Genomic DNA, 26,912 nt, shown 5'->3' on the forward strand with positions numbered 1-26,912 from the left:
GCTATCGCTTCCTATGGATCGGTATCCGTGACAATCGGCCGTCTATCACGCGGTAGCCGGTTGGCACTCGGTTGGGGTTCGACCGCGACAGGAGCCGCCGACGGTCGGCGGGCGTTCCGAAGGGCGTTTAGTCGCCCGCGGTCGACTCCCCTCCATGTCGTTACGTGTGACCTTTCTCGGCACCAGCGGGGCCGTGCCGACGACCGACCGGGCCCCCAGTGCGATCTTTATCAACCGCGAGGGCGACGGCCTGCTGTTCGACTGTGGGGAGGGCACACAGCGACAGATGATGCGGTTCGGCACCGGCTTCGATGTGACGGCCCTTTTTATTACCCACCTCCACGGCGACCACATTCTCGGGATTCCAGGACTCGTCCAGTCCTGGAGCTTCAACGGCCGGGAAGAGCCACTGACAATCTACACCCCGCAGGGGACGGGCCACGACATCGAGACCCTGCTCACCGTCGGCGACTACAGCCCGGCGTTTCCGGTCGAGATCGTCGAGATCAGCGCCGGTGACGTTGTCCGCGAGACCGACGAGTACGAGGTTCGGGCCTTTCAAACCCACCACCAGACCAACGCGGTCGGCTACGCGCTGGTCGAGGACGACCGGCCCGGTCGGTTCGACCGTAAAAAGGCCGAAGAGGAACTCGGGATTCCGCCAGGACCCGCGTATGGTCGACTCCACGCCGGAGAGGCAGTCGAACTCGACGACGGCCGCGTCATCGAGCCCGAGGAAGTCGTCGGCAAGCCACGCCCCGGCCGGAAGGTGGTGTATACGGGCGATACGCGCCCGGTCGACGCCACAGTCGAGATCGCCGACGGGGCCGACCTGCTGATCCACGATGCGACCTTCGCGGCCGACAACGACGAGCGAGCCCGAAAGACCGCTCACTCGACCGGCGGCGAAGCTGGTGAGATCGCCGCCCGAGCGGGAGCCGACCGACTCGCGTTGACACACATTTCTTCGCGGTACGGGGGCGATCCCTCCCCCATCGAGCGGGAAGCCGACGCCGCCTTCGACGGCGAGGCCTTCATTGCAAGCGACGGCCAGACCGTCGAACTCCCGTACCCCAACGAGTAGGCGCGGACTACTTTCCCGTTCCATCGGGACGAGTATGGAGCACACAATAGGCCTCTTAGCAGCGGTTTTGGGCAGCGGTAGCCACCGACTATATATGACGGTCGCCCCCGCGGTTCGACTGCTCGTGGTCACCGACGACTGCCTGTTCGAGGAGTACACGGCTGCGGCGGTGCGGCGGTCCCCAGCGATGGGCGTGCGGTCGGTGTCGCGGCTCTCGGCGGCCCGCGAGACGGTCGCCGACGGCGGGGTCGGCTGCGTCGTGCTCGATTGGGAGTTCTCGCCCGCCCGTATCGGGATCTTTCACCGGTCGCTCCGGCGTGAGCGGCCGAGGCTGCCAGTGATTCTCGCGGCCGGTCGACCGCCGACCGAGCTGTCGGCGGTGGGTTCCTACCACGCGTTCGTCCGCAAAACCGGCCCCGAGATGGGAACGTCGGTCACGGATGCGGCGCGGGTGCTGACCACCGCCGATGTTGCTGACGACCACGACACAACCCCGGCGACCGTCGAGTAGTCGCCGGTCCCGGCGTGGAGTATTTACTGCCTGCGGTTCTATCAGGAGTGTGACCGTCCGGACGAACGCACTCGACGGGCCGGTGTTCGGCGTCGACATCCAGAGCGGCGACATTCGCGGCGATGCACCCTCCTATGCGCTCGCTGTGCTCGATGACGGCCAGATCGAGCGGGACGTGGTCTCGTTCCGTAAGCTCTGTCGACTGATCAAATCCGAGGAGCCGGGGCTGTTGGCGACCGACAACGCCTACGAGCTCGCCGAGGACAAAGACGCCCTCGTTGGCTTCCTGCGACGGCTTCCCTCCGCGACAACGCTCGTGCAGGTGACCGGCGATGAACGGCCCGAACCGCTCTCGCGGGTCGCCACCCGCCACGGCGTCCCCTACGGCAAGAAACCGATGCAGGAGGCCGAGGCCGCCGCCCGACTCGCCGCCGCCAACGTCGGCTGTGAGGTCTCGGCGTTTACGAACACCACGACCGTCAAGGTCGCCCGGGGTCGGTCGACCGGCAAGGGTGGCTGGAGCCAAGATCGGTATACGCGCCGCATCCACGGCAGCGTCAAGCGGATGGCCAAAAAGGTCGAATCCAAGCTCAGCGAGGCGAATCTCGACTTCGAAAAGGACGCCACTGAAAAGTACGGCGGCTATTCGAATGCGATCTTTACTGTGGAGGCGACGCCCGACGAACTGCCAGTGTCGACCCACCGTTCCGGCGACACGCGGATCGAGATCGAACGCGAACAACGCGACGGGATCAGCTACGAGCCGCTGGTGAAACGCCGGGATCGGGTGATCGTCGGCATCGATCCAGGAACGACCACTGCAGCGGCGGTCGTCTCGCTCGATGGCCGTGTCCTGGACCGCTTTTCGAGTCGGACGGCAGACACTGCTGCGGTCATCGAGTGGCTCATTGATCGCGGTCGACCGCTCATCGTCGCCGCCGACGTGACGCCGATGCCCGAGACGGTCGAAAAGTTCCGGCGGAGCTTCGATGCAACGCGGTGGGTGCCGCCGAGCGATATTCCGGTCGACGAGAAGGTCCACCGGGCCCGGGACCACGAGTACGAAAACGACCACGAGCGGGACGCGATGGCCGCGGCGCTGTACGCCTACGACGACCACGAAGACCAGTTCGACCGGATCGCCGAGAAGACTCCCCGGCAGTTCGACCGCGAGGAGGTGATCGCCCACGTCGTCGCTGGCGGCGCGTCGGTCGAGGCCGCCCTGCGAGAACTGTCGGACGACGAGGAGGCCGACAGCGAGGAGTCGACCCACGAGGTCCGTGAGCTCTCCGAGGAAGAACAGCGGATCAAGCGGTTAGAGGAGCAAGTAGAGCGGCTCCAGAGCCACACCGACGAGCTGGAGGCGAAACTCGACGAGCGTGACGAAACCATCGAGGAGTACAAACAGGAGCTCTCGGAGGCCCGCCGCGAGGAGCGCCGGGAGGCACGGGAGCGGCGGGAGATCTCCCAGCGCAACCGCGAGATCAACCGCTTGGAACGGGAGCGCGACGAGGCCGTCGAGCGGGCCGAGGAACTCGAATCGAAGCTGGATCGACTCAAGGAGCTCTGGAAGCTCGACCACTCGAACGTCGACTGGGCGGGCGACCGGAACCTCGTGTCGGTGAAGATGGTCGAGCAGTTCACCAACCGCGCCATCGAGGCCGCCGACGAGCAGTTCGGCCTCACGAGCGGCGACATCATCTACTTCCGGGATGCCTCGGGGGCCGGACGCAGTACGGCCGAAATGCTGGCCGACATCGAACCGCGGGTCGTCCTCCGGGAGGGCGGGCTGTCGGACGTGGCCGACGAGGTGCTTTTTGAAGCAGGGATTCCGGTCGGCCCTGCGGAGGACGTATCGATCCAGGAGATCGACGAACTCGCGGTGGTCGACGACAGCGAGATCGAGGCCGTGATCGAGGATTGGGAACGGCGGGCCGAAGAGCGGGAACGCGAACAGAAAGCGAGCATGGTCGACGAACTGATCAGCGAACACCGCGCCGACACGAAAAGTAGCGGGAGTTAAAAAGAAGAGCAGCGTCGAGTGCAGGCCATCAGCGAGGCCTGCGTGGGGCCACCGCTCGCCGTGCGATCCGGTCCGAGGCCGGCTCAGTCGTCGATGAACGGCTCGATGAGCTCTTCGACATCGTCCCGGGGGAGCGGGTTGTCGAAGGCGTTGGGGAAGCCGCTGTCACCGCCGAGCACGCGGACGAACGACGCGTGTCGACCTTCCACACTGTGGATACTGAGTGCGGGCGGAATGAGGTCCGGATCTTCGATCTCCGTGGCGGCCCCGGCGTAGGCCGCGACACCCGTGTCTTCGAGCAGGGCTGCGGTCTCGATGAACTCTTGGGGGTCTTCGACGGCCTCGCCGAAGTCGAAGTCGGGTTCGTCGACCGGATCCCCACCGAGATCCTCGATGACGTCACCGAGAACCTCGGCGTGGATCTCTTCGTGTTCCTGGATGACCTGGATCTCGTCGTACAGGTACTCGAAGGCCATATTTCCGGCTTTCTTCCCGACGCCCGAGTCGAGGTGGTCGTCGACTTTGTCGACAACGCCCATGTGGAGGATGTCGTCTTTCTCGATGTTGTCGAGAGCCGCCTCGTAGAACCGCGCTTCGAGGAGTTCGAGCGTGCGGGCGTAGTTCAGGATGTCGACGTCGTCGTCGAACTCGCTGTCGACGGCCTCCGGGGGCTCGTCGTCACCGGTCGGTTCCGGGCCGCCCCCGGCGAGGGCGGGCATCGTGAACGCGCTGCCGACGCCGACCACGCCGAGCGCGCCAGCAGTGCCACCGAGGAACCGTCGTCGACTGTTCGATACTGTGCTTCGCTGTCGGCTATCTGTCTTGGAGTCGTCTACCATCCGGATAGATGGTAGCAACCCACTGACAGTATTGTTTATTACCCATTTATGGTAGCGTGACAGCCGCCTTTTGATCAGATACATACCACTCGGCTCGGGTCCCCGCTCTCGACGGGCGGCGTCGACATTCAGAAGTCATTTTACAGCGCTGACCCGAGAGACGTGCATGGACGCCTACGAGTTGATCACCCGCAACGCCGATGAGGTGGTCACCGACGACGAGGTTCGCACGCTAGCCAACAGCCCCGAGGGCAAGCGAGCCTATGTCGGCTACGAACCCTCCGGCGTCCTCCACATCGGTCATATGCTGACGGCCACCAAACTGATCGACCTCCAGGAGGCGGGCTTCGAGGTCACCGTCCTGCTGGCCGACGTTCACGCCTACCTGAACGACAAGGGCACCTTCGAGGAGATCCGCGAGACTGCCGAGCGGATGCAAGAGCAGTTCATCGCCTACGGCCTCGACGCCGAGCAAACCGAGTTCGTCCTGGGCTCGGAGTTCCAACTCGACGAGGAGTATACGCTCGATCTCCACGCGGCTGAACTGGAGACGACCCTCTCGCGGGCCAAGCGGTCGATGGCCGAGATCCAGCGCGGCGACCACGCCAAGGTCTCCCAGATGGTCTACCCCCTGATGCAGGCGCTCGATATCGAGTACCTGGACGTCGACCTCGCGGTCGGCGGGCTCGACCAGCGGAAGGTCCACATGCTCGCACGGGAGACCCTACCCGAACTCGGCTACGACGTGCGGCCCGCTCTCCACACGCCGATCATCGCCGACCTCTCTACTGGCGTCGGCAAGATGTCCTCCAGCGACGGGGTGACGATCTCGATGGACGACTCCAGCGAGGAAATCCAGGAGAAAGTAACCGACGCCTACTGCCCGCCGACGGCCGACCCCGACCCCGACGATGAAGGCAACGAGCGGGAGAACCCCGTCCTCCAGCTGTTCAAATACCACGTCTTCCCGCGGGTCGACACCGTGGTCGTCGAACGGCCCGACGAGTACGGCGGCGATCTCGAATACGACAGCTACGAGGCACTGGCGGCCGACATGGAGTCGGGCGAACTCCACCCGATGGATGCCAAAGGCGCGCTGGCAGCTGAACTCGACGCGCTGATCGCACCGGGCCGACAGCAACTCGACGCGTAGTGTTGCGCCCAGCGTAGCAAAACCACAGGTACGTCAACAGACTACTGCAGATGTGCGAGTGCGGAACCCGCGTTTTTACATTGGATGATTTCCAATCGACACCTATGAGCGAAAACGAGGGGCGACGTGACCTCCGAATGCCAGACGATGACGAGGTCTTCGCCGAAGTAACGAACATGCTCGGGGCGAACCGCGTTACCGTCCGCTGTGCCGACGGCACCGAGCGCACCGCCCGGATCCCCGGCCGGATGCAGAAACGGATCTGGATCCGCGAGAACGATATCGTCCTCGTCGAGCCGTGGGACTGGCAAGACGAGAAGGCCGACATCACGTGGCGCTACGAGAACTCCGAGGCCGAACAGCTCCGCGACGAAGGCCATCTGCAGTAGCCCCGATTCGGCGTTTCCTCTCGGCCCCATCGACCTCCTTGCTCCGATCTCCCGACAGCGGAGCCAACCATAGCCAACGCCCAACGACGGTATTCGGCAGGTCGTATACGGCAGACGGTTTTCAAAGAGTAGTTCGTTTACGGTACACTTTTATCAAAGAGTATGTACAATTTGCTGTAATGAATGGCTACTCGGTCCGACGGGGTATTCCCCAACTGGTCGACCTGAGTAGTTCCGATGGTGGGGACGTCGGGAGGGCCGTTTGGAATGGGTACACGTAGCCAGTCCGATGTGATCGGCGTCGTGTTGTTGACGGTGATCGTCTCGCTGACGGTGACCGCCACGGGGGCTGTCACGCTGACCGAGTGGCAGAACGACCTTGGGGGCGACCCGGTAACGGATATCGAAAGCGAGCTCGCTGTCGACCGCGTGGAGCTCGAACATTTCGGAGGTGACGAGCTGAACGCCTCCGAGACGGTCGTGTTGTTGGACGGCAAGCGGACGATTCCTCTGGAGGAGTTCGACGGCGTCGGCGACCAGTTCGTCGGGGGAATGCAGATCTCGAACGACGAATTCGAGCCGTTGGCCGGAGACGTTTCGCTGCGAGTCGTCCACGAGCCGTCACAGTCAGTCGTCCACAGCGAGACGTTCGGTCTAGAGTTCCTCCTCCTGGTCGAGGGCGAAACCGGCCCCGTGTTCATGTATGAGGAGCCATCGATCAACTACACGCTTTCGGACGATGCCGAGCTGACGGGTTCGGATGCGACGGTTATCGATCTCGACGAGGACGACTCGACGATCACCGGCACACGGACCGGTGAGACGACGCTGACCGCCGACGACGGCGAGGAGACACAGACGATCGACCTCTCGGTAATCGAACCCGATGAGCTGGGCGTCACCACTGTCGAGACGAACGCACTCGGAAGCGATCGGATCGAACTTACGAGCGAGCTCACCGAACTCGGGGCCCTCGACGAGACGGAGCTATTCATCCGCTACCGACAGCAACGGCCAGTCGAGTTCAACGGCAAGCCCGACGACAACGGCGACGAAGTGATCGCCCACGGCGAATTCACCGAGGACGAAGACCCTGACGGCTACACCCATGACGGCCGCTGGGTCCACGACAATACGCGACTGCTTCCAGGAACTAACCGGACCTACGAATATTATGCGGAGAGCCAGGTCTCCGAAATCGTCGCAACGCTTCGATCGGAGCCGGAAACCGAGGAGACGTTCGAATCCGAGGAGTTCGCTATCGAGGGGATCGGTGACTTCGATTTTATCCGTGATGACAACAACGTCCCGGTCGGCGAGCCGTTCGAGATCACGGTCGAATACACCGACGACAGCGAGGAAGTCCGGGTCTACGTCGAGGGTCAACACGAATGGACGTGGGACAACACCAACAACATCGGCGACTACGACGAGCTGTACTTCTCGACTCGGGAGGGTGGCAACACGCTACGGCTCGTCTCGTCGCCGACGATCGGCTCGGAACGGACCGAATTCGTCGATACGACCGACTCGGCGACGAGCTTCACCGGTTCCGTCTCAGGGCTGCAGCCGGACACGGCTTACTTCGTCGAAGCCTATGCCGAACGGGAAATCAACGGCCAGACGATCAATACGACCGGTGAGACCGTCGCGATCCAAACCGAGAAACTGGTCGAGACACGCGAGCCGACGGCGGTCGGAGCCGAGAGCGTCCGATTCGAAGGCGAGCTCCTGGAGAGCTTGGGTGAGACGGATCTCTCGTTCGTCGTCGAAACGCCCGACGGAACCGAGGTCGCCAACACCACGGCCGCGACCGGCCTCGACAGCTCACGGACGTTCAGCACGACCGTCCACGGGCTGGAACCCAACAGCAGCTACGTCTACTACGCCCGTGCCGTCGAGTCGGGTGGTGCCGCACCGAAGATTACTGGCACGGGCCAGGAAGTCCCATTCACGACTGACGAACCGGTGATCGTGACCCTCGATCGGCGTGCGACCGGGCCGAACAGTATCGAAGTCGACGGGGAGTTGACGAACATCGCCGAGTTGGATGAAATGGATCTTTCCGTCCGCTACCGCACCCAACGGTCAGTCGGGTTCACGAGCGACCCAGAGGAAGACGAACTGATCGGCGCGGGTGGGTTCCAGACCGATCCGGCTGGATATGCCCACGACACGTGGGTCCACGACAACACGCCGCTGTACCCCGGAACGAACCGGACCTACGAGTACCTCGCCGGATCGGACACTGCCGTAATCGTTGGAGCACTCCGGGACGAACCGACCGACGATACCTCGGACTCGAATGCGATCGACGAGATCGGTGACTGGGACGACTTCATCCAGGATTCCGACAAGATTCCGCGAGGCGAGCCGTTCGAGATCACGGTCGAGTACACCGACGACGGTGAGGAAGTCCGGGTCTACGTCGCCGGAGAACTCAACCAGACGTGGGATTCCAGTGAGAATATCGGCGACTACGACGAGCTGTACTTTACCACCGGCGACAGCGGTGAGCCGCCCGAGGGTCTGCGAGTGGTCTCGGCACCGACGTTCAGTGAGCCCCAGTTCGAGTTCGCCGAAACCACGACCACAGCACCGACCCCGTTTACTGCCGAAATATCGGGCCTGGAGGCGGGGACTGTCTACGCCGTCGAAGCTACGCCGAGCGGACGGTCAACAACCAAACGATCACTGCGACCGGCGAGACGCTGGCTGTCGATACAGCGGAGTGACAGCTCTGGCGGGTGTGACCGACGAGACTTTTCCCGCTTCACGGCATACAGTCACCAATGACCGACGAGTTCGGCCTGGTCGACACCGACGTATCAGCCCCACCCGGCGACGAGTGGGAGCAGATCGACGTCAGCGACACCGAGGCAGACCGCATTGCTCGCCGCCGGGACCGGGAGTTCGAGGAGTTCCGCAAGCGAATCAAAGACGCCGACCAGTTCAAGGTCGAACAGTCGGTCTTCGACGATGCGACGTTCGGAGCCCTCTATAAACTCGTCGGCGACGGCTACATCGAGGCCTTCGGCGGGCCGATCTCGACCGGCAAGGAGGCCAACGTCTACGAAGCCCTCGGCGGCGAGGGCGAGGAGGTCGCGGTCAAAGTCTACCGGATCAACGCCTCCGCCTTTAAACAGATGCGGGACTATCTGGAGGGCGACCCCCGCTTCGAGGGGATCAGCAACGACAAGGGCCAGGTCGTCCTCGCGTGGGTGCGCAAGGAGTACGCCAACCTCGAACGCGCCCAGCGGGCCGGGGTTCGGGTCCCGAACCCGATCGCTGTCGAGCGCAACGTACTCGTGATGGAACTCGTGGGGCTCGTCGAGGATCGAGCCCGCCGACTCGCCGAAGTCGAGGTCGAAAACCCACAGACGGCCTACGAGGTCGTCCGGGAGTATATGCGCCGCCTCTACAGCGCGGGGCTGGTCCACGGCGACCTCTCGGAGTACAACATGATCATCCACGACGGCGAACTCGTCATCATCGATCTCGGTCAAGCCGTGACGGTCCACCACCCGAACTCGGATGATTTCCTTGACCGGGACTGCGAGAACGTGGCCTCGTTTTTCCGTCGACAGGGCCTTGCGGTCACCGACGACGAACTCTACGAGTTCGTAACCGATGTCGAGGCCGATCCGAGTCGGTGAGCCTTCGGCGGACGACCGGGCCGACAGGAACACTCTTAAACGGATACGCCGGGTAGCGGTGGTATGCAACACGTAAAGGTTCCACAGGACCGGATCGGGGTCCTGATCGGCGAGGGTGGCGAGACGATGCGGGCGATCGAGTCCCGCTCGGAGGTGCGGCTCGACATCGACTCCGAATCCGGCTCGGTCGCCATCGAGTCGGTCGGCGATCCGGTCACCGCGCTCGTGGCACCTGACATCGTCCGGGCGATCGGTCGCGGCTTTAAGCCTGATGCCGCACTGTCGCTTCTGGACGACGAGATGCGGATGTTCGATCTGATCGACATCAGCGACAAGACCCGCAACGACAACGACCTCCGACGGCAGAAAGGCCGACTCATCGGGGAGAACGGCCGGACCCGCGAGTTGATGGAGGAACTCTCCGGCGCGGATGTCGTTATTTACGGGTCGACGATCGGGATGATCGGCGATCCCGAAGAGGTCGAGGCCGTCCGCCGGGCGACCGGGATGATCCTGGATGGCGCGCCACACGGCGCGGTCTACTCGTATCTCGAACGGAAACACCGCGAGCTGACGGGCGGTCCGGATCTGGCCTGACAGCACCGGTGCCGGTTTTTCTCGGTGAGTAGTTGTCCGCCACAGTAGTACAGGCTCGACCCACAGTTGGTACTCACCTGTGGGTTCACGGTCGCAGTCTCGAAGGAGTGTGGCGGGTCGAGACGTCGGAGTGTGGTGTGAGCCGGTATCCTGCAGCTCGGTCGCCTACTGACCGAGCGCCGCTTCGGCCGACTGCTCCTCGAAGACGACTTTTTCGAGGGCATCCAGGAGGGACATGGGATCGTCGTGCTGCCAGACGTTGCGGCCGACCGCCAGCCCGCTGGCCCCGGCGTCGATGGCGGTTTCGACCATCGAGAGGAAGGTCAGGTCGTCGCTTTTCGAGCCGCCGCTGAGCAGGACGTTACAGTTGCCGGATGCGTCGACCGCGTGGGCCATCGCCTCGCCGCTGCGGGGGTATTTGACCTTCACGAAGTCAGCGCCGAGTTCGAGGCCGATCCGGGTCGCATACGCGATGGTGTCGGGGTGCCGGTGTTCCTTGATCGGCTGGCCGCGGGGGTAGGACCACATCGCCACCGGGAGGTCCCGGTCCTCGGCGGCCTCCTGGACCTTATAAAAGTCCTCGAACATCTCGTGTTCGGTGTTCGTGCCGGGGTAGACGGTGTAGCCGATGGCGTCGGCCCCCAGCTCGGCGGCGTGTTCGACCGACCACGTCTGCGGTGAAAACGGCTCGCCGGAGCGGAGGCTGCTTGAGCCGTTGCATTTGGCCAGGAGGTTTACCGAATCCTCGTAGGAGGGGTAGTACTGTTTTGCCAGGCCCTTCTGGACGGCAAAGGCGGTGACCGCATCGTGGGTCGCCATCTCGAAGACCGTCTCGGGGTCGAGTCGGTCGGGAACCGCCGAAAACGCCGTCGGGCCGTGTTCGAGCCCGTGGTCGTGTGCCAGAACGATCGATTTTCCGTCTCGCGTCAGTGGAGAGTGGGTCAGGTCGGTCATCGCTAGCTGAAACAAGCATAGACACTCACTAAATAATACTGAATAGAATTGTTTTTGTTTGTTTTTGCTGGTAAAATATATCTACTGAACAATCGGGATCGTCTAATCGCTGTACTGCGGGCTGGTGGGAGACCGTACGCGGTACTACTCCTGCTCGGCGAGGCAACCCACAAACAGCGCCTGTCGCAGATTCAAAACCGCCCGTCTCCGATCAGGAAAACAGTCGCTTGAGCCGGGCGATAACGCCGCCGGAGTCGGCCGATTCGGATTCGGTCGGCTCCGTCTCGGCCGGTGGCGTCGACTCGGTTGCTGGCTCGTCGGTCATCGCCGAATCGTCCGTGTCGGAACCGACCGTTTCGCTGTCTGCGGTGGCCGTCTCGGCGTCCTCGGCGGCTGTCTCACCGCCAGCGCGCTCGATGGCCTCGTCGATGAGGCCGTCAGCGTCGTTGACACCGTCTTTGACGCTCGCCTTGACGACGACGTGGTCGCCGAAGCGATCCTGCTGGACCGAAGTGTCGGCGGCGATGATCACCGCGTCGGCTGCCGCGAGGGTGTCATCCGGGATTTCGTTTTCCGTCCCCATCGCACCCTGGACTTCGACGTGGATCTCGTGGCCGCGTTCCTCGGCGGTCGTCTGGATGTTTTCGGCTGCCATCTGGCTGTGTGCGATCCCGGTCGGACAGGCGGTGATAGCGACGAGTTTCATTGGTTCACCGTTTTGGTAACCATTGATTTAGTGTTTTTTGTGAGCGCACGGTCACGACGGTCGACAGCCTCCGAGCGATCGATTTCAGTAATGTTCGCTTTGACTGCCGGAACGGTGACTGCACTCATACTCAGTTCGTCGAGTCCGAGCCCGACGAGCAGTTCCGTGAGGTCGGGATCGCCAGCCATCTCGCCGCACATCCCGATCCAGGAGTCGTTCGCATGGGCGGCCTCGACCGCCCGGTCGATCGCCCGCAGTACTGCGGGCTGCTGTGGGTCGTGGAGCTCCGCGACGGCCTCGTTTTCCCGGTCGGCGGCCATCACGTACTGGGCGAGATCGTTCGTCCCGATCGAGAGGAAGTCGACCCGCTCGGCGAACTCCGGGGCCATGAGGACCGCTGCGGGCGTCTCGATCATCACGCCGAGTTCCGGCTGGGCGTAGTCGATCCCCTCATCGTCGAGGTCGCTCGCGACGCGGTCGACCGCGTCGAGGGCCGCAGTGAGTTCCTCGATGGTCGAGACAAGCGGGAACATCACCGACAGCGTGCCTTTGCCCGCGGCGGCCGCCCGCAGGAGGGCCCGAAGCTGGCTCTCGAAGAGGTCGCTGTCCGCGTCGAGCGAGCGCCGAATCCCGCGGTTCCCCAGGAAGGGGTTTTCCTCCTCGGGGAGGTCGAGATATGGAATCGGTTTGTCGCCGCCGATATCGAGGGTACGGACGACGACCCGCCCCTCGGGAAACGCGTCGAGCGCCTCGACGTAGCTCTCGAACTGTTCGTCCTCGCTCGGCGGGCTCTCGCGATCCAAAAACAGGAACTCGGTCCGGAAGAGGCCGATACCGTCGGCTCCCTGGTCGACCGCGCCGTCGAGTTCGGCGGCCGTGCCGATGTTGGCCGCCACTTCGATCTCGGTTCCGTCTCTGGTTTCGACGCGGTTCTCCCGGACCGTCACGTCGCGTCCGGCGGTGACCTGCTCGCGGACCGCGGCGTCGGGATTGGCGACGACGACCTCCCGCTCGGCGTCGATGGCAACTTTGGTCGCCTCGCGGATCTCCGCGAGTTCCTCGCCAGCGCCGACGACCGCCGGAATGCCGAGCGACCGGGCGAAAATCGAGACGTGTGAGGTCCGCCCGCCGGTCATCGTTACAAAACCGGCGATCGTGTCGGGATCGAGCTGGGCCGTGTCGCTCGGGGTGAGTCGCTCGGCGAAGAGGACAGTCCCTTCCGGGAGATCGGTGAGGTCGGTTCGCTCGCCGCCCGAGAGCAGCCGGAGCAGTCGGTCCCGGATGTCTCTGAGGTCGTCGGCGCGTTCGGCCATCATGCCCTCCATGCCTTCGAACTGCTCGATGGCGCCGCCGAACGCCTTGTCGACGGCCTCCTCGGCGGCCGCGCCGTCGGCGATTGCGGCCTCGATTGGGTCGGTGAGCTGTGGGTCGTCGAGGAACTGGAGGTGGGCATCGAAGACCGCGGCCTCCTCGCTGCCGACGCGCTCCCGTGTCTGCTCGCGTTCGGTTTCGAGCTCCTCGCGGGCGGCTTCTTGGGCGTCGTCAAACCGCTGTCTTTCGGTTTCGGGGTCAGCGGCCGATACCTCCCCGGGGTCCGGTCGCTCGCCGGAGCGATACCAGCGGGCGGTGCCGAGTCCCGACAGCGGCGTCGCGCTGATACCGGAGATGGTGCGGGTCTTGTGTGGGTTGTCGAGCATTATGATTCGGGGGTGGTCAGGATCGTTTCGAGTTCGTCGAGGGCTGCCTGTTCGTCTTCGCCGTCGGCAGTCAGGTCGACCGCGTCGCCGGAGCCGACGCCCAAACTGGTGACCGCGAGCATGCTCGATGCGTCGACGCTCTCGCCGCCAGCAGGGCCGACGGTGACCCGACTCTCGTACTCGCTGGCGGCTTCGACGACCTGCGAGGCGGGCCGGGCGTGCAGGCCGTCCTCGGGGACGACCGTCACGGTGCGTTCGATCATTCGACGGCCTCCAGGACGATCGACTCGACGCGGCCGGGCGAATCGGCCTCCAACAGCGCGGTTCGCGTCTCCTCGTGCATCAGCGACCGCGACAGCGAGCTGAGCATCTGGAGGTGCTCGTCGCCGCCTTGGGCGGGGACCAACAGCAGAAACAGCAGCCGGACGGGCTCGTCGTCCATCGAATCGAAGTCGATCCCGTCGGGCGCTCGCATAAAGGCGATCGTCGGCGAGACGACGGCCTCGCTTTTGGCGTGGGGGATGCCGATTCCCATGCCGACGCCGGTGGTGGCCTCCGCCTCGCGGGCCCGCAGGTCCGCCAGTGCCTGCTCGCGGTCGTCGACGCGACCGGCCTCGACGGCGAGGTCCAGGAGCGATTCGATGGCTTCGGGTTTGGTTTCGGGTTCGTTCGTCAGGTCGATCAGGTCGGGTATCAGCGGTTGGTGAGTTGCGTCTGTCATTGTATGAGTGGTCTTCGAAAGGGAGTGTGGTGAGTCGAACGGATGCGTCTCGACCGGCTTAGGCGGTCGACCCCGTTGTTGTCGTCGATTCGGTCTCTTCGGTGTGGTCGGATTTCAGCAGCGTGACCATCACCGCAGTCACGGCCGCGCCGAGGGCGATACAGGCCAGGAAGCCGAGGATGCTGCTCGAAAGGATGATCACCCAGACGCCGCCGTGAGGGGCGGGCATCGTGACGCCGAGGCCCATCGCGGCGGCTCCGGCGGTCGCACTGCCGACGACGATGCTCGGAATGACGCGCAATGGGTCGGCGGCGGCGAAGGGGATCGCTCCCTCAGTGATGAAGGAGAATCCCATCGGGACGGCGGCGACGGCGCTTTCGCGCATCTCTTCGGGGTACTTCTGTGGAGCGATGAAGTACGACAGTGCCAGTCCGAGCGGCGGTGTCATCCCGGCGATCATTACGGCGGCCATCGGTCCGTAGATCCCGTCAGCAACGAGCACCGTGCCGAACACGTAGGCGACCTTGTTGACCGGGCCACCCATGTCGACGGCCATCATTCCACCGAGGATCAATCCGAGGAGCACGGCGTTCGCGCCGCGCATTCCTTCGAGCGTCGACGTCAGGAAGGCGTCGACGAGGGCGATCGGCACCCCGAGGACGAAGATGACCACCGGCGCGAGCAGCGCGGTCGTCAACACCGGGATGACGAGGATCGGCATCATCGGTTTGATCACCGACGGCACGTTCCAGCCTTTCATCCAGCGGGCGACGTACCCCGCGAGAAGCCCGGCGACGATCGCACCGAGGAAGCCAGCGACCGCACCATCTGCGGCAATACCGACTGCTGCGCCGGCTGCGTCGATGATTCCGGGCTGTTGGATCGCATACGCGAGGATGAACCCCGGTGCGAGACCGGGTTTATCCGCGATCGCGTAGGCGATATATCCGCCCAAAACCGGAATCATGATCGTTAGCCCGAGGTTACCGATTTGGGCGAAGTACCAGCCGAGGGTCCCCGTTTGATCGAATACTTCTTGGGTGTCTCCGATCATGAACCCCAGCGCGAGGAAGATCCCGCCGATCGTCACGAACGGAATCATGTACGAGACCCCAGTCATGAGGTCTTCTTTCACCGATGTGAGGTGTGTCTGTAACCGTCCTTCCGTTTGGTCTTTAGTTACCATCGTCTGTCCTCTACTATCATGAGTATATGGAAAAGTATCTTCGAATTTGATTATTTCTGAGTTTAAATCAAAAATTCAAATATAATTAGATACTATACAAATAATCTGGCACAATTAATATATTTTATCATTAGGGATTCGCCGGAGGAATCGGTCTCTCAGTCGACTGAGACAGTTCTTCGCGCAGTTCCATCACGCCAACGGAAGGTATACTCCGAACAGACGACTCTCTCTCGGTGTCGAATGCCTGTTTGTCTGCGTACTTGGGCGTTTTAGCGGTTTAATTTATATTTCAATCATAATCGCGCGATATTTTTCAATACAACTATGGTGGCACCACCGAAACAAGAGACAACTCACAGACAATGTTACCAGAAGCCCGGCAGCGGGAGATCGTCGAACACGTCACCGAGAAGGGTGGCTGTTCGGTCGATGAGCTCGCGGCGTTGATGGAGTGTTCGAAGGCGACGATCCGGCGGGATCTCAACACGCTCGCCGAGAAACAGCTGATCGAACGCTCTCACGGCGGTGCCGTGCCCGCGACGTCGGTCGGCCAAGAGCAGAACTACCGCCAGCGGGAGGTCCAGAACCTCGAAGCCAAGATGGCAATCGCCGAGCGCTCACTCGAAGAGGTCCACGACAATCAGGTCGTCTGTTTCGATGCGGGCTCGACGACGATGCAGATCGCTAAGGGTCTGTCGGCCAACGGGAGCCTCATGGCGGTGACGAACTCGCCGCTGCAGGCGATGGAGCTCGACGATACCGGGGTGGAGGTCAAACTCACCGGCGGCTCCCTGCGGAGCCCGACCTACTCGCTTGTCGGACCGAGCGCCGAGCGGTTCATGGAGCGGATGACGTTCGATCTGCTGTTTTTGGGGACGAACGCGATCCACCCGACCGAGGGATTGATGACACCCAACGAGGCCGAAGCCAATATCAAATCGCTCATGATCGAGAAATCGAACCGTGTCGTCCTCGTCAGTGACCACTCGAAGTTCAACGAACAGAGCTTCATCAGCTTCGCCGATTTCAGCGAGATCGACCTGCTGATCACCGACGGCGAACTCCCGTCGGAGCTCCAGGACACCTTCGAGAGCACCAACGTTGAGGTCGCCTCGGTGAGCGCCGAATGATCGTCACCGTCACACTCAATCCGGCGGTCGACCACACGATTCAGGTCGATGCGATGCCGGAGCCTGAGACGGTCGCCCGCACCGACACCGCACAGTTCGACGCCGGTGGCAAGGGGATCAACGTCGCCCAGTACCTCGTCGGACTGGGTGCCGAGACCGTCGCCACGGGGCTCCTTGGCGATTTCTTGGGCGACTACATCCGCCGGGAGCTCGACGCCGACGGGATCGACGCCGACTTCGTCGAAATAGCAGGCCAAACCCGGCTTAACACGACGATCCTGGATTCGGAGGCGGAGTACAAAATCAATCACAACGGTCCCACCGTCGAGGGGGCGGCTGTCGACGACGTGATCGAGGTCATTCGAGCCCACGAGCCCTCGATGGTGCTGGTCGGCGGGAGTCTGCCGCCGGGACTCGACTACCGCGCGATCGACCGGATCGCCGAGGCAGGCTCCTGGAAAACGAGCGTCGATGTCGGCGGCGAGATCCTCGCCCAACTCGACGCGGAGTACGCCCTTTGCAAGCCGAACCGCGTCGAACTGGCGGCCGCGACCGGCGCGAGCGTCGACTCCCTGGAAGACTGTATCGCGGCCGCCGACCAGCTCCGAGCGGGCGGCTTCGAGCGCGTTGTGACTTCCCTCGGTAGCGATGGCGCGCTCGTCGTCGGGGCCGACGACTGCCTCCATGCGGCCGCACTCGACGTCGATGTCGCCGACACCGTCGGGGCGGGCGATGCGATGCTGTCGGGGTTCCTGCTCGAACTCTCGCGTGGCAACGACGCCCGTGCGGGCCTCCGCCGTGGGATCGCCGTCGCTGCTCGAATCGTGGGTGTGCCGGGAACACGAATGCCCCCGTTCGACGATCTCGACGACGCTGTCGGGCAGGTCGAGATCACCGAGCATTCGGTCCCGTCGAGCGAGTAACGGCGACTCCGGGCGGCTGTTGCCGCTCTTATTTATAACTGAATCACCATCGATAGTGGGACCAGTGACTACTGATCGGCTTATAAATGATGGAGGGTCGAACGGTGGAGGGGCGAACGTCGCGGGAACTGCGTTAGGCTTCGATGTCGGAGTCGAGTCGCGTTTCGAGTTCGTCGATGAGCGACTGGGTCCCGAAGAAGGTGGGAATCCGCTGGTGGAGCCCCTCGGGTTCGACATCCAGGATCGGCTGGCTGCCGGTCGAGGCCGCACCGCCTGCACACTCGAGGGCGTAGGCAACCGGGTTCGACTCGTAGAGGAGCCGGAGCACGCCGTCGGGTTTGGTCGACCGTTCGGGGTAGCCGACGAGGCCACCGAATGCGAGCAGCAGCCAGACGTCGGCGATCATCGCCCCGGTGTACCGATGGGCGTACTGCTGACCCAACGTCTCCTCGTAGGATCGCAGGGCTGGTGTCCACTCGGTTGGCTGGCCCGAAAAGCTCCAGATGCCGCCCGATTCGGGGAGCCGAACCGCTCGTGAGCCGACGATGGCACCGTCCTGGATGGTGTACTCGATGAGTTCGTCATCGGCGGCGACCCCCAGCGTCGGGACCGGGCCGAGCACCAGACAGAGACTGGCGACCAGCTCACGACCACGCGCCGGGAGTTCGGCGTCGTACACGCCGATGATGGTGCCGACGGTCGTGTTCGTCTTGATGTTCGACGAGCCGTCGAGCGGGTCAGTTGCGACCGACAGCCCCGAACCGAGGTCGGTGATTCCCTCGCGTTCTTCGCTGACGTACTGTCCGATCCCATCGAGCGAGTTCACGCAGTCGAAAACGATCTCGTCGATCTGCTCGTCGGCAACCCGTTGGGTATCCCCGCTCGGATTTACTTTACCGCTGGCTCCGCGCTCGGCGGCGAGTACTGACTTGATCTCCGGAATCGATTCGATCAGCGCCTCGATGAGGCCGGTGACTTCGGGTCTCGTGTCTTGTCTGTGGTCAGTGGGCGGGCCCATACGGTAGTCGTCGTTCAGCAGTTACAAACAAGCATTGAATAGGATTGTTTTTGATTGGTTTTGCCTGGGAATAGGAATGGCACGCAGGTGGATCGGCTGTAGAACGCGGCTTGCAGCCCCGCTGAGTGGTACCGCGACCGGGAAAACGAATTCGACTGTCGCTCCGAGCAGTAGTCGACTCGTCGGTTCCCGAGAGCCGATCACTGACTCTCCTGTTGGCCTGCTGCCAGCCGTTCGGTGACGGATTCGGCGACACCCAGCAGATGGGCCTGGCCGAAGGTTGCGACGACGATCGCCCCGAGGGTGTTGAACATCATATCCCGAACCGTGTCGTCGAGGCCGTGTTGGGCCAGCGGCATCGAGATCCCGGTCGTGTCGGCGACGATATCGAGGCCGAACTCGAAGAGCTCCCAGATCACCCCGAAGGACATGACTACGAGCAGGATGAAGACGAAGGCGAACTCCTTGGGGATGTGGATCTCGTCGCTGTGGAGGTCGACCGCCCGCGCGAAGGTGTATCCGATGGCGGCGATGAGCGACGCGGACATGGCGTGGGTGAGGTGGTCCCACCAGCCGATCTGTCCGTACAGTGCGGCCGATCCCATCGTGTGCAGGGAGACTGCGAGCGTAATCCAGAGCCCCAACCACGGATCGAGCGGGAAGTCGTATTTCCGTTCCATCACTGCCGGGACGAACGTGATGAGCAGACCCATACTCCCGTTGGTGATCGCCTTCGGCGCGCCAAAGGCGACCCCGTAGGCGACGATCCCGACCAGCACCAACTGCATCCCGCGGGTGAGTCGGCGTTGGGTCCGAACCGAGGGCCGCGGCAGTAGCCTCATCGTCGCACCACCGCCCCGAGCCGCCGCCGGAGCTGTCGGCCACGGCCCCTGAAGTAGGCGTCGAACAGCACGCCAGCGGCGAGTCCAGCCAGCGTTACCCAGATGAACTCGCCCATCAGCGCGGCGTTGGCAGCGTCCTGTGTCATCCCCGGCTCACGCAGGAACTGGGTGCCGAACTGCTGGTCGAGGTTCCACCTGACGACCGACCACGCTGCCACCGACGCCAGCGTCGTCAGCACGACCAACAGTACCGCAAACCAGTGGGTGAGCCGGATAGAGGTGAACATATGCAGCTCGACGGTCACGATGAGTGCAAGCCCAGCCACGGAGAGATAGTAGCCGAACGTCCCGAGTTCGCCGCCGAACAGCGCCCGGACCCAGATCGGCAACAGCGCCACCGAGAGCAGCTCCCACGGCAGCATCATCCGCCACTCGCGGTAGGCCATCGGCGGAATCAGCACGATCGCGGCGGTGAGTGTGGTAAACAAGATCCAAAGCCGGTCTACGTCCAGGACGCTCTCGACGACGACCAACCCGAGCATCCCCACCAACAGCCACGCAACAACGGCGTTCATCCGGCCGCTTTTAAATAGCCGCGCGAGGACATCGGGCGGCACTGAGCTGTGGTCGCCGTCTGCTGATTGCATGGACGAATGTTATCACTGTTCCTGATAAGTCTTGTAGCCCGAATCGGTTCGGTCGACTGTCAGCTCTGTTGGGACGACGCCTCAGTTCCGGTAGCGATCGGGAACGTACTCCGAGAGTGCTTCCGGGACGAGCCCGAAGACGATCGGCGCGATAGCCGCCAGCCGTCGGCGGAGCCCGACGTAGACGCCGCCGACCAGGAGTGCAAGGCCGACGACGAGTCGAAACGGGGCCTCCAGGACGACCAACAACGGGATCGCAACCGTCGATAGCAACAGCAGGTCCCGCGGCGAGCCGTCGTACGGAATCCAGCGTTTGGGTCGCCGCCACTCCCCGCGGACGTGGTCGTAGACCGCCCGCTCGGAGCCACCCTCCCACGGCCGGAGCTCCAGACCGCCGCCAAAGCGGTCCATCTGGCAGTGGGCCGCCGCGCCGACCAGGAAAAAGAGACTGGCGACGACCGCGGGCTGTGGGACCAGCGCGGCCACGACTGCTGTGGGGAGGACCGCCACCAGGTAGCCGGTCGGGAAGTGGAGCGTCTTTCGGTGCCCCGAGTAGAGATCCAGATCGGGGACGATCCCGCCGAGGAGACCGCCAGCCAGCGCCGCCGGGGCGAGTTCGGGCGCGAGGACGACCAGCGGGGCCGCCAGCGCCAGCCCGATCACCGCGTGTGTGGGTAACATCATGATTCGACGACCTCTCTATCAGCAAGAGACTCTCACCTGTTATGAGTACGTCGTCTGCGTTCGGTCCGGGCTGTGTCACGACAGCCGACTGCGTCCTATCACCGTCTGCTACTATATAAAGCACGACATTGACACGCATTCACACAGTCGAATCCGTCCGACGGGGGCCGGATCGATCGGCTGCATGCAAAAGACTTATATAGAATCACAAACAATCACGAGGTGATTATGTCTCAGCGACAGCGCATGGGTAACCAGCCGATGATCGTACTTTCCGAGGACAGCCAGCGGACCTCCGGAAAGGATGCACAATCGATGAATATCACGGCAGGCAAGGCCGTCGCCGAGTCCGTACGGACCACACTCGGTCCGAAGGGGATGGACAAGATGCTCGTCGACAGCGGTGGGTCGGTCGTCGTCACCAACGACGGCGTCACCATCCTCAAGGAGATGGACATCGACCACCCCGCCGCGAATATGATCGTCGAGGTCTCCGAGACCCAGGAGACCGAGGTCGGCGACGGCACCACCTCCGCCGTCGTCGTCGCCGGTGAACTCCTCGATCAGGCCGAGGAGCTCATCGATCAGGATATCCACGCCACGACGGTCGCCCAAGGCTATCGTCAGGCCGCCGAGAAAGCCAAAGAGATCCTCGAAGGCGAGGCCATCGACGTCTCCGCGGACGATCGCGAGACCCTCATCCAGATCGCCGAGACCGCGATGACCGGCAAAGGCGCCGAGGGCTCGAAAGACCTGCTGGCCGAACTCGTCGTTGACGCCGTCCTCGCGGTCCAGGACGACGACGGCATCGACCTCGACAACGTCTCAGTCGAGAAGGTCGTCGGCGGCTCGATCGACCAGTCCGAGCTCGTCGAGGGCGTCATCGTCGGCAAGGAGCGCGTCGACGAGAACATGCCCTACATGGCCGAGGACGCCAACATCGCCGTCTTCGATGGGGCTTTCGAGATCGCCGAGACCGAGATCGACGCCGAGGTCAACGTCACTGACCCATCGCAGCTCCAGGAGTTCATCGACGAGGAGGAAAAACAGCTCAAAGAGCTCGTCGACAAACTCGTCGCAGCCGACGTGGATGTCGTCTTCGTCGGCGAAGGCATCGACGACATGGCCAAACACTACCTCGCCGAGGAGGGCATCATCGCCGCCCGGCGCGTCAAAAGCTCCGAGCTGACGGCGGTTGCCCGCGCGACCGGCGCTCGCGTCGTCTCGAACCTCGATGACCTCTCCAGTGAGGACCTCGGACACGCTGGCAGCGTCGCACAGAAGGACATCGGTGGCGACCAGCGCCTCTTTGTCGAGGACGTCGAAGACGCCAAAAGCGTCAGCCTGATCGTCCGCGGCGGCACCGAGCACGTCGTCGACGAGATCGAGCGCGCTCTCGAAGACTCCCTTGGCGTCACCCGATCGACGCTGCTCGAAGGGCAGGTCCTGCCCGGCGGCGGCGCACCCGAGACCGAACTCGCACTCCAGCTGCGCGACTTCGCCGACTCCGTCGGGGGCCGCGAGCAGCTGGCAGTCGAAGCCTTCGCTGAGGCACTCGAAGTCATCCCGCGCACGCTGGCCGAGAACGCGGGTCTCGACACTATCGATTCCCTCGTCGAACTCCGTTCGCAGCACGATAGCGGCGAGTTCGGCGCCGGTCTCGACGCCTACACCGGCGACGTGATCGACATGGAGGCCGAGGGTGTCGTCGAACCGCTGCAGGTCAAGACCCAAGCGATCGAGTCGGCCACCGAGGCCGCGGTCATGATCCTCCGGATCGACGACGTAATCGCCGCTGGCGATCTGGCAGGCGGCCAGGTCGGCGACGACGATGACGACGGCGACATGCCTGCCGGCGGAATGGGCGGCGGCATGGGCGGAATGGGCGGCATGGGTGGCATGGGCGGCGCAATGTAAGCTCGGCCACAGACCACTTACATCCCCATCGACCCACTGCTGACCGACGCCTGCATCGCTGTCGACCATCGACCGACGCCCCTTCACGCGCCGGATCGATCTCCCGTTTTTTTGAGTACCCAATGACAGAGTGGCCAGTCGCTGGCTTGCCGCTGGTAACCAGAGATTAGAGGCCGTCGGCCGTCGTTCTACTACGATTTATCATGAATGACATGACGACTCACCGATCGGTTGGCCGCCAGCAGCATCACCGCGAGCGATCGGCGGCCGTCTCGCTGGGGTCGCTGCCCACGACACTCACCACCGACTACTGGGTCGTAGACGAGACGGGGCGGCTCGCCGATCCGAGCCGAGTGGCCGACCTGCCCGGTGCCGCTGGGACCGACTCGCCGCACAGCCTCGCGGTCGAGACCTCACCCTGTGAGAGCTGTGCCGAACTCCACCGGAGCCTCACTGATCGGCTTCGGTCGACCGTCACCGCCGCCCACGACCGGGGCTGTCGGCTGCTCGCACTCGGAATCCGGCCAGATCTGCTGGCCGACGACTCTCCGTTCCCGGGGGGACAGCCGCCGCCATCGGCCACCGCCGGGACGCGGGTCGCCTTCGAACCCGAGGCGGCCGCCGCGGCCGACTGCTACAACACGCTGTTGGCGCTCGATCCCGCCTTCACCTGTGTGAATACGACCACCCGCGCTGACGGTGACCAGCGGTACGCCTGTGGGCGGCCGTCGCTGTCCTACGGTGGGCCCCCTGGTCGGTATCGCACCACAGGAGATCACGACGCCCCAGCGGGAGCGACGACCGACCGACAGCCGGTCGCGTGGCTCGACGGCGGCTCGCGGATCGAGTGGCGATCGCTGGATGCGACGACGCCGACACTGCTGGTCGACCTGATCGCCGACGTGACGACGATCCTCCAGGAGGCCGCAATACGACGGCTCAGTATCGAGTCGTTCGGCAACGGGTTCGACGCCGACCGGGTGGTGTTGCCCACCCCGGAGTGGCGAGCGATTTATACCAGCGAAGCGATCCAGCGGGGGCTGTCATCCGTCCTTCTCCGGGCGTATCTCGAACGGTTCGGTATCGAGACGGGCTGGTATCGGGCGGCCTCGCCGTCGGCCGTCGGCGGCGTGTCGTCGAGCGAGCTCCCGGGGCTCTGTCGGCGGCGGGCGAGCGATCTCGAAGCCGATCTCGGCGTGTCACCGCTCGGCTAACTCGGTGCTCGCCTAGTCGTCGACGGCGGCCGCCGAGCCGGTTCGGCTGGTCGTGAGGTCGCCGATCGTCCCCTCGTGGGCGGCGACCCACCGCAGCAGGAGGAACGCGAAGACGTACTTCGCGCCGATATCAAGCAAGCTGTAGCCCCACGATGTGGTCGCCACATCGATGACGGCGAACCCCTCGGCCCCCAGCGCCCAGAAGATCGGGTAGCCGAACCACAACACCACGGTCAGGGTTTTGAGCGTGCCGAAGATCTCGGTCGTTCCCGCCCGGTCGGCGTCCTCTGGCCACTCCACCAGCAGGACGTAGAGGACGACCACGAAGAAGGCACAGCTCACCAGATACCAGACCCACCGCAGGCCGTAGGAGGAGGTCGTCAGTGCGGCCGCGAGCCCCGTGATGCACATCCCGATGTCCATCACGATCACCGTGAACAGTTTGGTGAGGTTCGATCCCGCGAGCAACCCCAGCGCCAAGAGGATCATCGGCGTCGACAGCGCCCAGGTGAGATACCGTCCCCACATCGTCAGGACGGCCTCGCCCGCGAGGGCGTGACCCGACGGCATCTCCAGGAAGGAGATCGTCAGCCCCGAGGCCAATCCGAGATAGCTCGACAGCGACACCAGCGGTACCATCAGCGTCGAGACGAAAATCAGCTGTGAGCGCGGGTCCTCGATGTCGCGTCCCAAATAGACGAACAGCAGGATCGCTCCCCCTGCGAGCGCGATGTTAGCCCAAAACGAGAGGTTCAACAGCAGGTTCTCCTGGACGCGCTGATAGATCTCCGGCTGGGTGAGATCGACCGTCTGTGCGATCGTCAGCAGTTCGGCCGTGGGTGCTCTCATGGTCCGACCGGAGAGTCGGCGGTCGCCCCCTAAAGGGCACACCCTGACTAGTCAGATCCGGGCCGGAAACGCCCGCTTACCGGTTTACTATATTATATATACTTTCATTTGGCGGAAATATTTAACGGAGTCGCGTACCAATCAGTCGCTATGCCAGCCCCCCGCGTTCTCCTGGTCCACGCCTCCGATGGGCGCGAGCGGCTGCGAGCCGCCTTCGAGGCGGCGGGCTGTCGAGTCCAGTCCGCCGAGACGGCCTCGAAGGCCGTCGCGATGCTGTCGGCCGAGCCCTATGACTGTCTGGTCAGCGAGTTTGAGCTGCCGGGCGACGACGGGCTCACACTCCGGTCGGCCGTCCGGCAGCTGGAGCCCGAGCTCCCGTTCGTCCTGTTCACTGATAGCGAGACCGTCGACGGCTCGGTTGCCGCCGACTCCCCCCGTGACAGCTACGTGCGGAAGAACGGCAGGGGGTCGGTCGACCGGCTCGTCGCCGAGGTGACGACGATGGGAGCCGACGCCGAACCGACCGACACCGAATCAACCGACACCGAACCGACCGCGAAACGGGACGTCTCGGCGGCCGAACCCACGACCGAAGAGCTCGCCAGAGTGGTCGAGGCGGCCCCGATCGGCATCAGCCTCAGCGATCCCTCGCTGGCCGACTATCCGCTCGTCTACGTCAACGAGGCGTGGGAGGCGCTGACCGGCTACGAGGCCGACGAACTGCTCGGTCGGAACCCCCGGCTGTTGCAGGGACCGGACACCGACCCCGACACGGTCGACCGGCTTGCGGCGGCAATCGAAGCGGAAGAACCGGTGAGCGTCGAGATCCGCAACTACCGCCGGGACGGCACGCCGTTCTGGAACGAGCTCACTGTCGCACCGATCCACGACGACGGCGAGCTCGTCGGCTACGTCGGCTTCCAGATCGACGTGACCGACCGCCACGAAGCCGAGACCCTTGCGGCCGAGCGGGCCGAAACCCTCGCCGACGAACGCCGCACGCTCCGGCGCGTCCTCGACCGCGTCGATGGGCTGCTGCGTGCGGTCTCCGGCGTGCTCGTCGAGTCGACCGACCGCGAGGAGATCGAACGCCGGGTCCCCACGACGATCGCCGAGGAGACCGGGTATGCGGCCGCGTGGATCGGCACCGTCACCGCCGACGACAGCGAGTTCGACGTCTCAGCCAGCAGCGGGCTCCAGGACGTCCCCGCCGAGCCGACACCGATCGCGGCGCTGCCCGCGGCGGTCGGCGCAGCCGTCGAGGCCGACGATTGCCAGCGCTGCTCGGCTACCGACGGCGAGGGTGGTGTCCTCGATCCGGCGACCGTCGGCACGCGGCGGCTGCTGGTCGTCCCGCTGTGTTACGGCCAGCGTCGCTACGGGCTGCTCGGGGTGTACGGCAGCGACGAGACCGCCCTCGATTCGCGGGAACAGGAAGTCTTCGGCGCGCTCGGCGGGATGATCGCCAACGGCCTCCACGCCGTCGAGACGACCCGGCTGCTGACGACCGACCACGTCACCGAACTCCGGATCGAACTCCGCGACGCGTCGTTTCGGCTCTCACGGCTCGCCGCGGCGGTCGGAGGTCCGGTCGAACGCAGCGGGACGACCAGAACCGCCGACGGCGACTGTGTGCTGTATCTGACGACCGAGGTCGCGGCCGACGCCGAGGCGGTCGAGTCGCTCCCCTTTGTCGAGACTGCACGCGTCGTGTCGACGACCGACTCGACGCGGACGCTGTCGGTGCGGCTCTCGACGGTGCCGCCCGACGACCGGCTCGCGGCGTTCGGCGCGGTCGTCACCGAAACGACCGCCACGGCCGAGGGGGCAACGCTGACGGTCGAACTCCCGCCCCACCAGGACGTCCGGGCGCTCCTGGAGACCCTCCGGTCGGCCTACGATAGCGTCGACCTTCGCGCGCGGACGCTCCAGGAGCGACGGACCCACCCTCACGACGAGTTCACCGCCACGGTCGAAGACCGACTCACCGACCGCCAGCAGGCCGCTATCGAGGCCGCCCACCGCAACGGCTACTTCGAGTTCCCCCGCGCGGTCGACGGGAGGGAGATCGCCGCCAGCATGGATATCACACGCCAGACGTTCCACCAACACCTCCGGGCGGCCGAAGGCAAACTCGTCGCGGCCTACGTCGAGGCCCGCTGAGTTCGG

The 26,912-nt window shown here is 64.1% G+C and carries 25 protein-coding genes; 13 read left to right on the forward strand and 12 right to left on the reverse strand.

Annotated features, from left to right (window positions below; all coding sequences use genetic code 11):
• The first annotated feature begins 154 nt into the window (after positions 1-154).
• The 3 genes from rnz (at position 155) to NO877_RS04950 (ending at position 3,618) form a co-directional block, all read left to right on the forward strand.
• Positions 155-1,084, forward strand: a complete 930-nt coding sequence (gene rnz, locus NO877_RS04940) for a ribonuclease Z (RefSeq protein WP_256395210.1) — start codon at positions 155-157, stop codon at positions 1,082-1,084.
• 94 nt (positions 1,085-1,178) lie between these two features.
• Positions 1,179-1,595 carry a hypothetical protein gene (locus tag NO877_RS04945; RefSeq protein ID WP_256395211.1) on the forward strand — a complete coding sequence of 139 codons (417 nt, stop codon included), beginning with the start codon at positions 1,179-1,181 and terminating at the stop codon, positions 1,593-1,595.
• A gap of 49 nt (positions 1,596-1,644) precedes the next feature.
• Complete coding sequence (locus NO877_RS04950) at positions 1,645-3,618, forward strand: DUF460 domain-containing protein (RefSeq protein ID WP_256395212.1); 1,974 nt, start codon at positions 1,645-1,647, stop codon at positions 3,616-3,618.
• An 83-nt stretch (positions 3,619-3,701) separates the two neighbouring features.
• Here the strand turns inward: NO877_RS04950 and NO877_RS04955 are convergent, their stop codons facing one another.
• Positions 3,702-4,457, reverse strand: a complete 756-nt coding sequence (locus tag NO877_RS04955) for a ferritin-like domain-containing protein (RefSeq protein WP_256395213.1) — start codon at positions 4,455-4,457, stop codon at positions 3,702-3,704.
• 166 nt (positions 4,458-4,623) lie between these two features.
• Here NO877_RS04955 and NO877_RS04960 point away from each other — a divergent pair, with 166 nt between their 5' ends.
• The 5 genes from NO877_RS04960 (at position 4,624) to NO877_RS04980 (ending at position 10,252) form a co-directional block, all read left to right on the forward strand.
• Positions 4,624-5,610 carry a tyrosine--tRNA ligase gene (locus NO877_RS04960; protein ID WP_256395214.1) on the forward strand — a complete coding sequence of 329 codons (987 nt, stop codon included), beginning with the start codon at positions 4,624-4,626 and terminating at the stop codon, positions 5,608-5,610.
• Positions 5,611-5,714: 104 nt separating this feature from the next.
• The gene (eif1A, locus tag NO877_RS04965) at positions 5,715-5,999 is read left to right on the forward strand and encodes a translation initiation factor eIF-1A (protein WP_256395215.1); all 285 of its coding nucleotides are present in this window, start codon (positions 5,715-5,717) and stop codon (positions 5,997-5,999) included.
• A 267-nt stretch (positions 6,000-6,266) separates the two neighbouring features.
• The gene (locus tag NO877_RS04970; RefSeq protein WP_256395216.1) at positions 6,267-8,795 is read left to right on the forward strand and encodes a type IV pilin N-terminal domain-containing protein; all 2,529 of its coding nucleotides are present in this window, start codon (positions 6,267-6,269) and stop codon (positions 8,793-8,795) included.
• Positions 8,792-9,655 carry a serine/threonine-protein kinase Rio1 gene (gene rio1, locus NO877_RS04975; protein WP_256395217.1) on the forward strand — a complete coding sequence of 288 codons (864 nt, stop codon included), beginning with the start codon at positions 8,792-8,794 and terminating at the stop codon, positions 9,653-9,655. The genes NO877_RS04970 and rio1 overlap by 4 nt, the downstream gene beginning before the upstream one ends.
• Before the next feature lie 63 nt (positions 9,656-9,718).
• Positions 9,719-10,252 (forward strand): KH domain-containing protein, encoded by a 534-nt coding sequence (locus NO877_RS04980; protein ID WP_256395218.1) that lies wholly within the window; start codon positions 9,719-9,721, stop codon positions 10,250-10,252.
• A 165-nt stretch (positions 10,253-10,417) separates the two neighbouring features.
• Here NO877_RS04980 and NO877_RS04985 read toward each other — a convergent pair whose 3' ends face one another.
• The 6 genes from NO877_RS04985 to NO877_RS05010 all read right to left on the reverse strand — a co-directional run bounded on the left by NO877_RS04985 (position 10,418) and on the right by NO877_RS05010 (position 15,516).
• Entirely contained in the window at positions 10,418-11,206 is a 789-nt protein-coding gene (locus NO877_RS04985; protein ID WP_256395219.1) for a class I fructose-bisphosphate aldolase, read from the reverse strand.
• A 211-nt stretch (positions 11,207-11,417) separates the two neighbouring features.
• On the reverse strand, positions 11,418-11,912 hold the full coding sequence (locus NO877_RS04990) for a PTS fructose transporter subunit IIB (RefSeq protein WP_256395220.1): 495 nt from the start codon (positions 11,910-11,912) through the stop codon (positions 11,418-11,420).
• Positions 11,909-13,609 (reverse strand): phosphoenolpyruvate--protein phosphotransferase, encoded by a 1,701-nt coding sequence (gene ptsP, locus NO877_RS04995; RefSeq protein WP_256395221.1) that lies wholly within the window; start codon positions 13,607-13,609, stop codon positions 11,909-11,911. The genes NO877_RS04990 and ptsP overlap by 4 nt, the downstream gene beginning before the upstream one ends.
• Positions 13,609-13,869, reverse strand: coding sequence for an HPr family phosphocarrier protein (locus tag NO877_RS05000; protein WP_256395848.1), 261 nt, complete (start codon positions 13,867-13,869; stop codon positions 13,609-13,611). Before NO877_RS05000 ends, ptsP begins: the two co-directional genes overlap by 1 nt.
• Positions 13,869-14,330: a PTS sugar transporter subunit IIA gene (locus tag NO877_RS05005; protein ID WP_256395222.1), complete on the reverse strand. Its 462-nt coding sequence runs from the start codon at positions 14,328-14,330 to the stop codon at positions 13,869-13,871. Before NO877_RS05005 ends, NO877_RS05000 begins: the two co-directional genes overlap by 1 nt.
• Before the next feature lie 58 nt (positions 14,331-14,388).
• A complete protein-coding gene (locus NO877_RS05010) occupies positions 14,389-15,516 on the reverse strand; it encodes a PTS fructose transporter subunit IIC (protein WP_256395223.1) in 1,128 nt (375 codons plus the stop codon).
• Between the two features lie 365 nt (positions 15,517-15,881).
• Here NO877_RS05010 and glpR point away from each other — a divergent pair, with 365 nt between their 5' ends.
• A complete protein-coding gene (gene glpR / locus NO877_RS05015; protein ID WP_256395224.1) occupies positions 15,882-16,649 on the forward strand; it encodes an HTH-type transcriptional regulator GlpR in 768 nt (255 codons plus the stop codon).
• Entirely contained in the window at positions 16,646-17,572 is a 927-nt protein-coding gene (gene pfkB, locus NO877_RS05020) for a 1-phosphofructokinase (RefSeq protein WP_256395225.1), read from the forward strand. The genes glpR and pfkB overlap by 4 nt, the downstream gene beginning before the upstream one ends.
• A gap of 133 nt (positions 17,573-17,705) precedes the next feature.
• Here the strand turns inward: pfkB and NO877_RS05025 are convergent, their stop codons facing one another.
• The 4 genes from NO877_RS05025 to NO877_RS05040 form a co-directional block, all read right to left on the reverse strand.
• The gene (locus NO877_RS05025; RefSeq protein WP_256395226.1) at positions 17,706-18,590 is read right to left on the reverse strand and encodes a class 1 fructose-bisphosphatase; all 885 of its coding nucleotides are present in this window, start codon (positions 18,588-18,590) and stop codon (positions 17,706-17,708) included.
• Between the two features lie 200 nt (positions 18,591-18,790).
• Positions 18,791-19,432, reverse strand: a complete 642-nt coding sequence (locus tag NO877_RS05030; protein ID WP_256395227.1) for a DUF2238 domain-containing protein — start codon at positions 19,430-19,432, stop codon at positions 18,791-18,793.
• On the reverse strand, positions 19,429-20,079 hold the full coding sequence (locus tag NO877_RS05035) for a hypothetical protein (protein ID WP_256395228.1): 651 nt from the start codon (positions 20,077-20,079) through the stop codon (positions 19,429-19,431). The genes NO877_RS05030 and NO877_RS05035 overlap by 4 nt, the downstream gene beginning before the upstream one ends.
• A gap of 81 nt (positions 20,080-20,160) precedes the next feature.
• Positions 20,161-20,763, reverse strand: a complete 603-nt coding sequence (locus tag NO877_RS05040) for a metal-dependent hydrolase (RefSeq protein WP_256395229.1) — start codon at positions 20,761-20,763, stop codon at positions 20,161-20,163.
• 261 nt (positions 20,764-21,024) lie between these two features.
• Between NO877_RS05040 and thsA the strand changes: the two genes are divergently transcribed.
• Positions 21,025-22,680: a thermosome subunit alpha gene (thsA, locus tag NO877_RS05045; protein WP_256395849.1), complete on the forward strand. Its 1,656-nt coding sequence runs from the start codon at positions 21,025-21,027 to the stop codon at positions 22,678-22,680.
• A gap of 212 nt (positions 22,681-22,892) precedes the next feature.
• On the forward strand, positions 22,893-23,894 hold the full coding sequence (locus NO877_RS05050; protein ID WP_256395230.1) for a glutamate-cysteine ligase family protein: 1,002 nt from the start codon (positions 22,893-22,895) through the stop codon (positions 23,892-23,894).
• 12 nt (positions 23,895-23,906) lie between these two features.
• Here NO877_RS05050 and NO877_RS05055 read toward each other — a convergent pair whose 3' ends face one another.
• The gene (locus NO877_RS05055) at positions 23,907-24,743 is read right to left on the reverse strand and encodes a bacteriorhodopsin (RefSeq protein WP_256395231.1); all 837 of its coding nucleotides are present in this window, start codon (positions 24,741-24,743) and stop codon (positions 23,907-23,909) included.
• A gap of 150 nt (positions 24,744-24,893) precedes the next feature.
• Here NO877_RS05055 and NO877_RS05060 point away from each other — a divergent pair, with 150 nt between their 5' ends.
• Positions 24,894-26,906: a bacterio-opsin activator domain-containing protein gene (locus NO877_RS05060; RefSeq protein ID WP_256395232.1), complete on the forward strand. Its 2,013-nt coding sequence runs from the start codon at positions 24,894-24,896 to the stop codon at positions 26,904-26,906.
• The last annotated feature ends 6 nt before the right edge of the window (positions 26,907-26,912 follow it).

The sequence above is a fragment of the Halohasta litorea genome (assembly GCF_024494645.1).
GTDB lineage: Archaea > Halobacteriota > Halobacteria > Halobacteriales > Haloferacaceae > Halohasta > Halohasta litorea.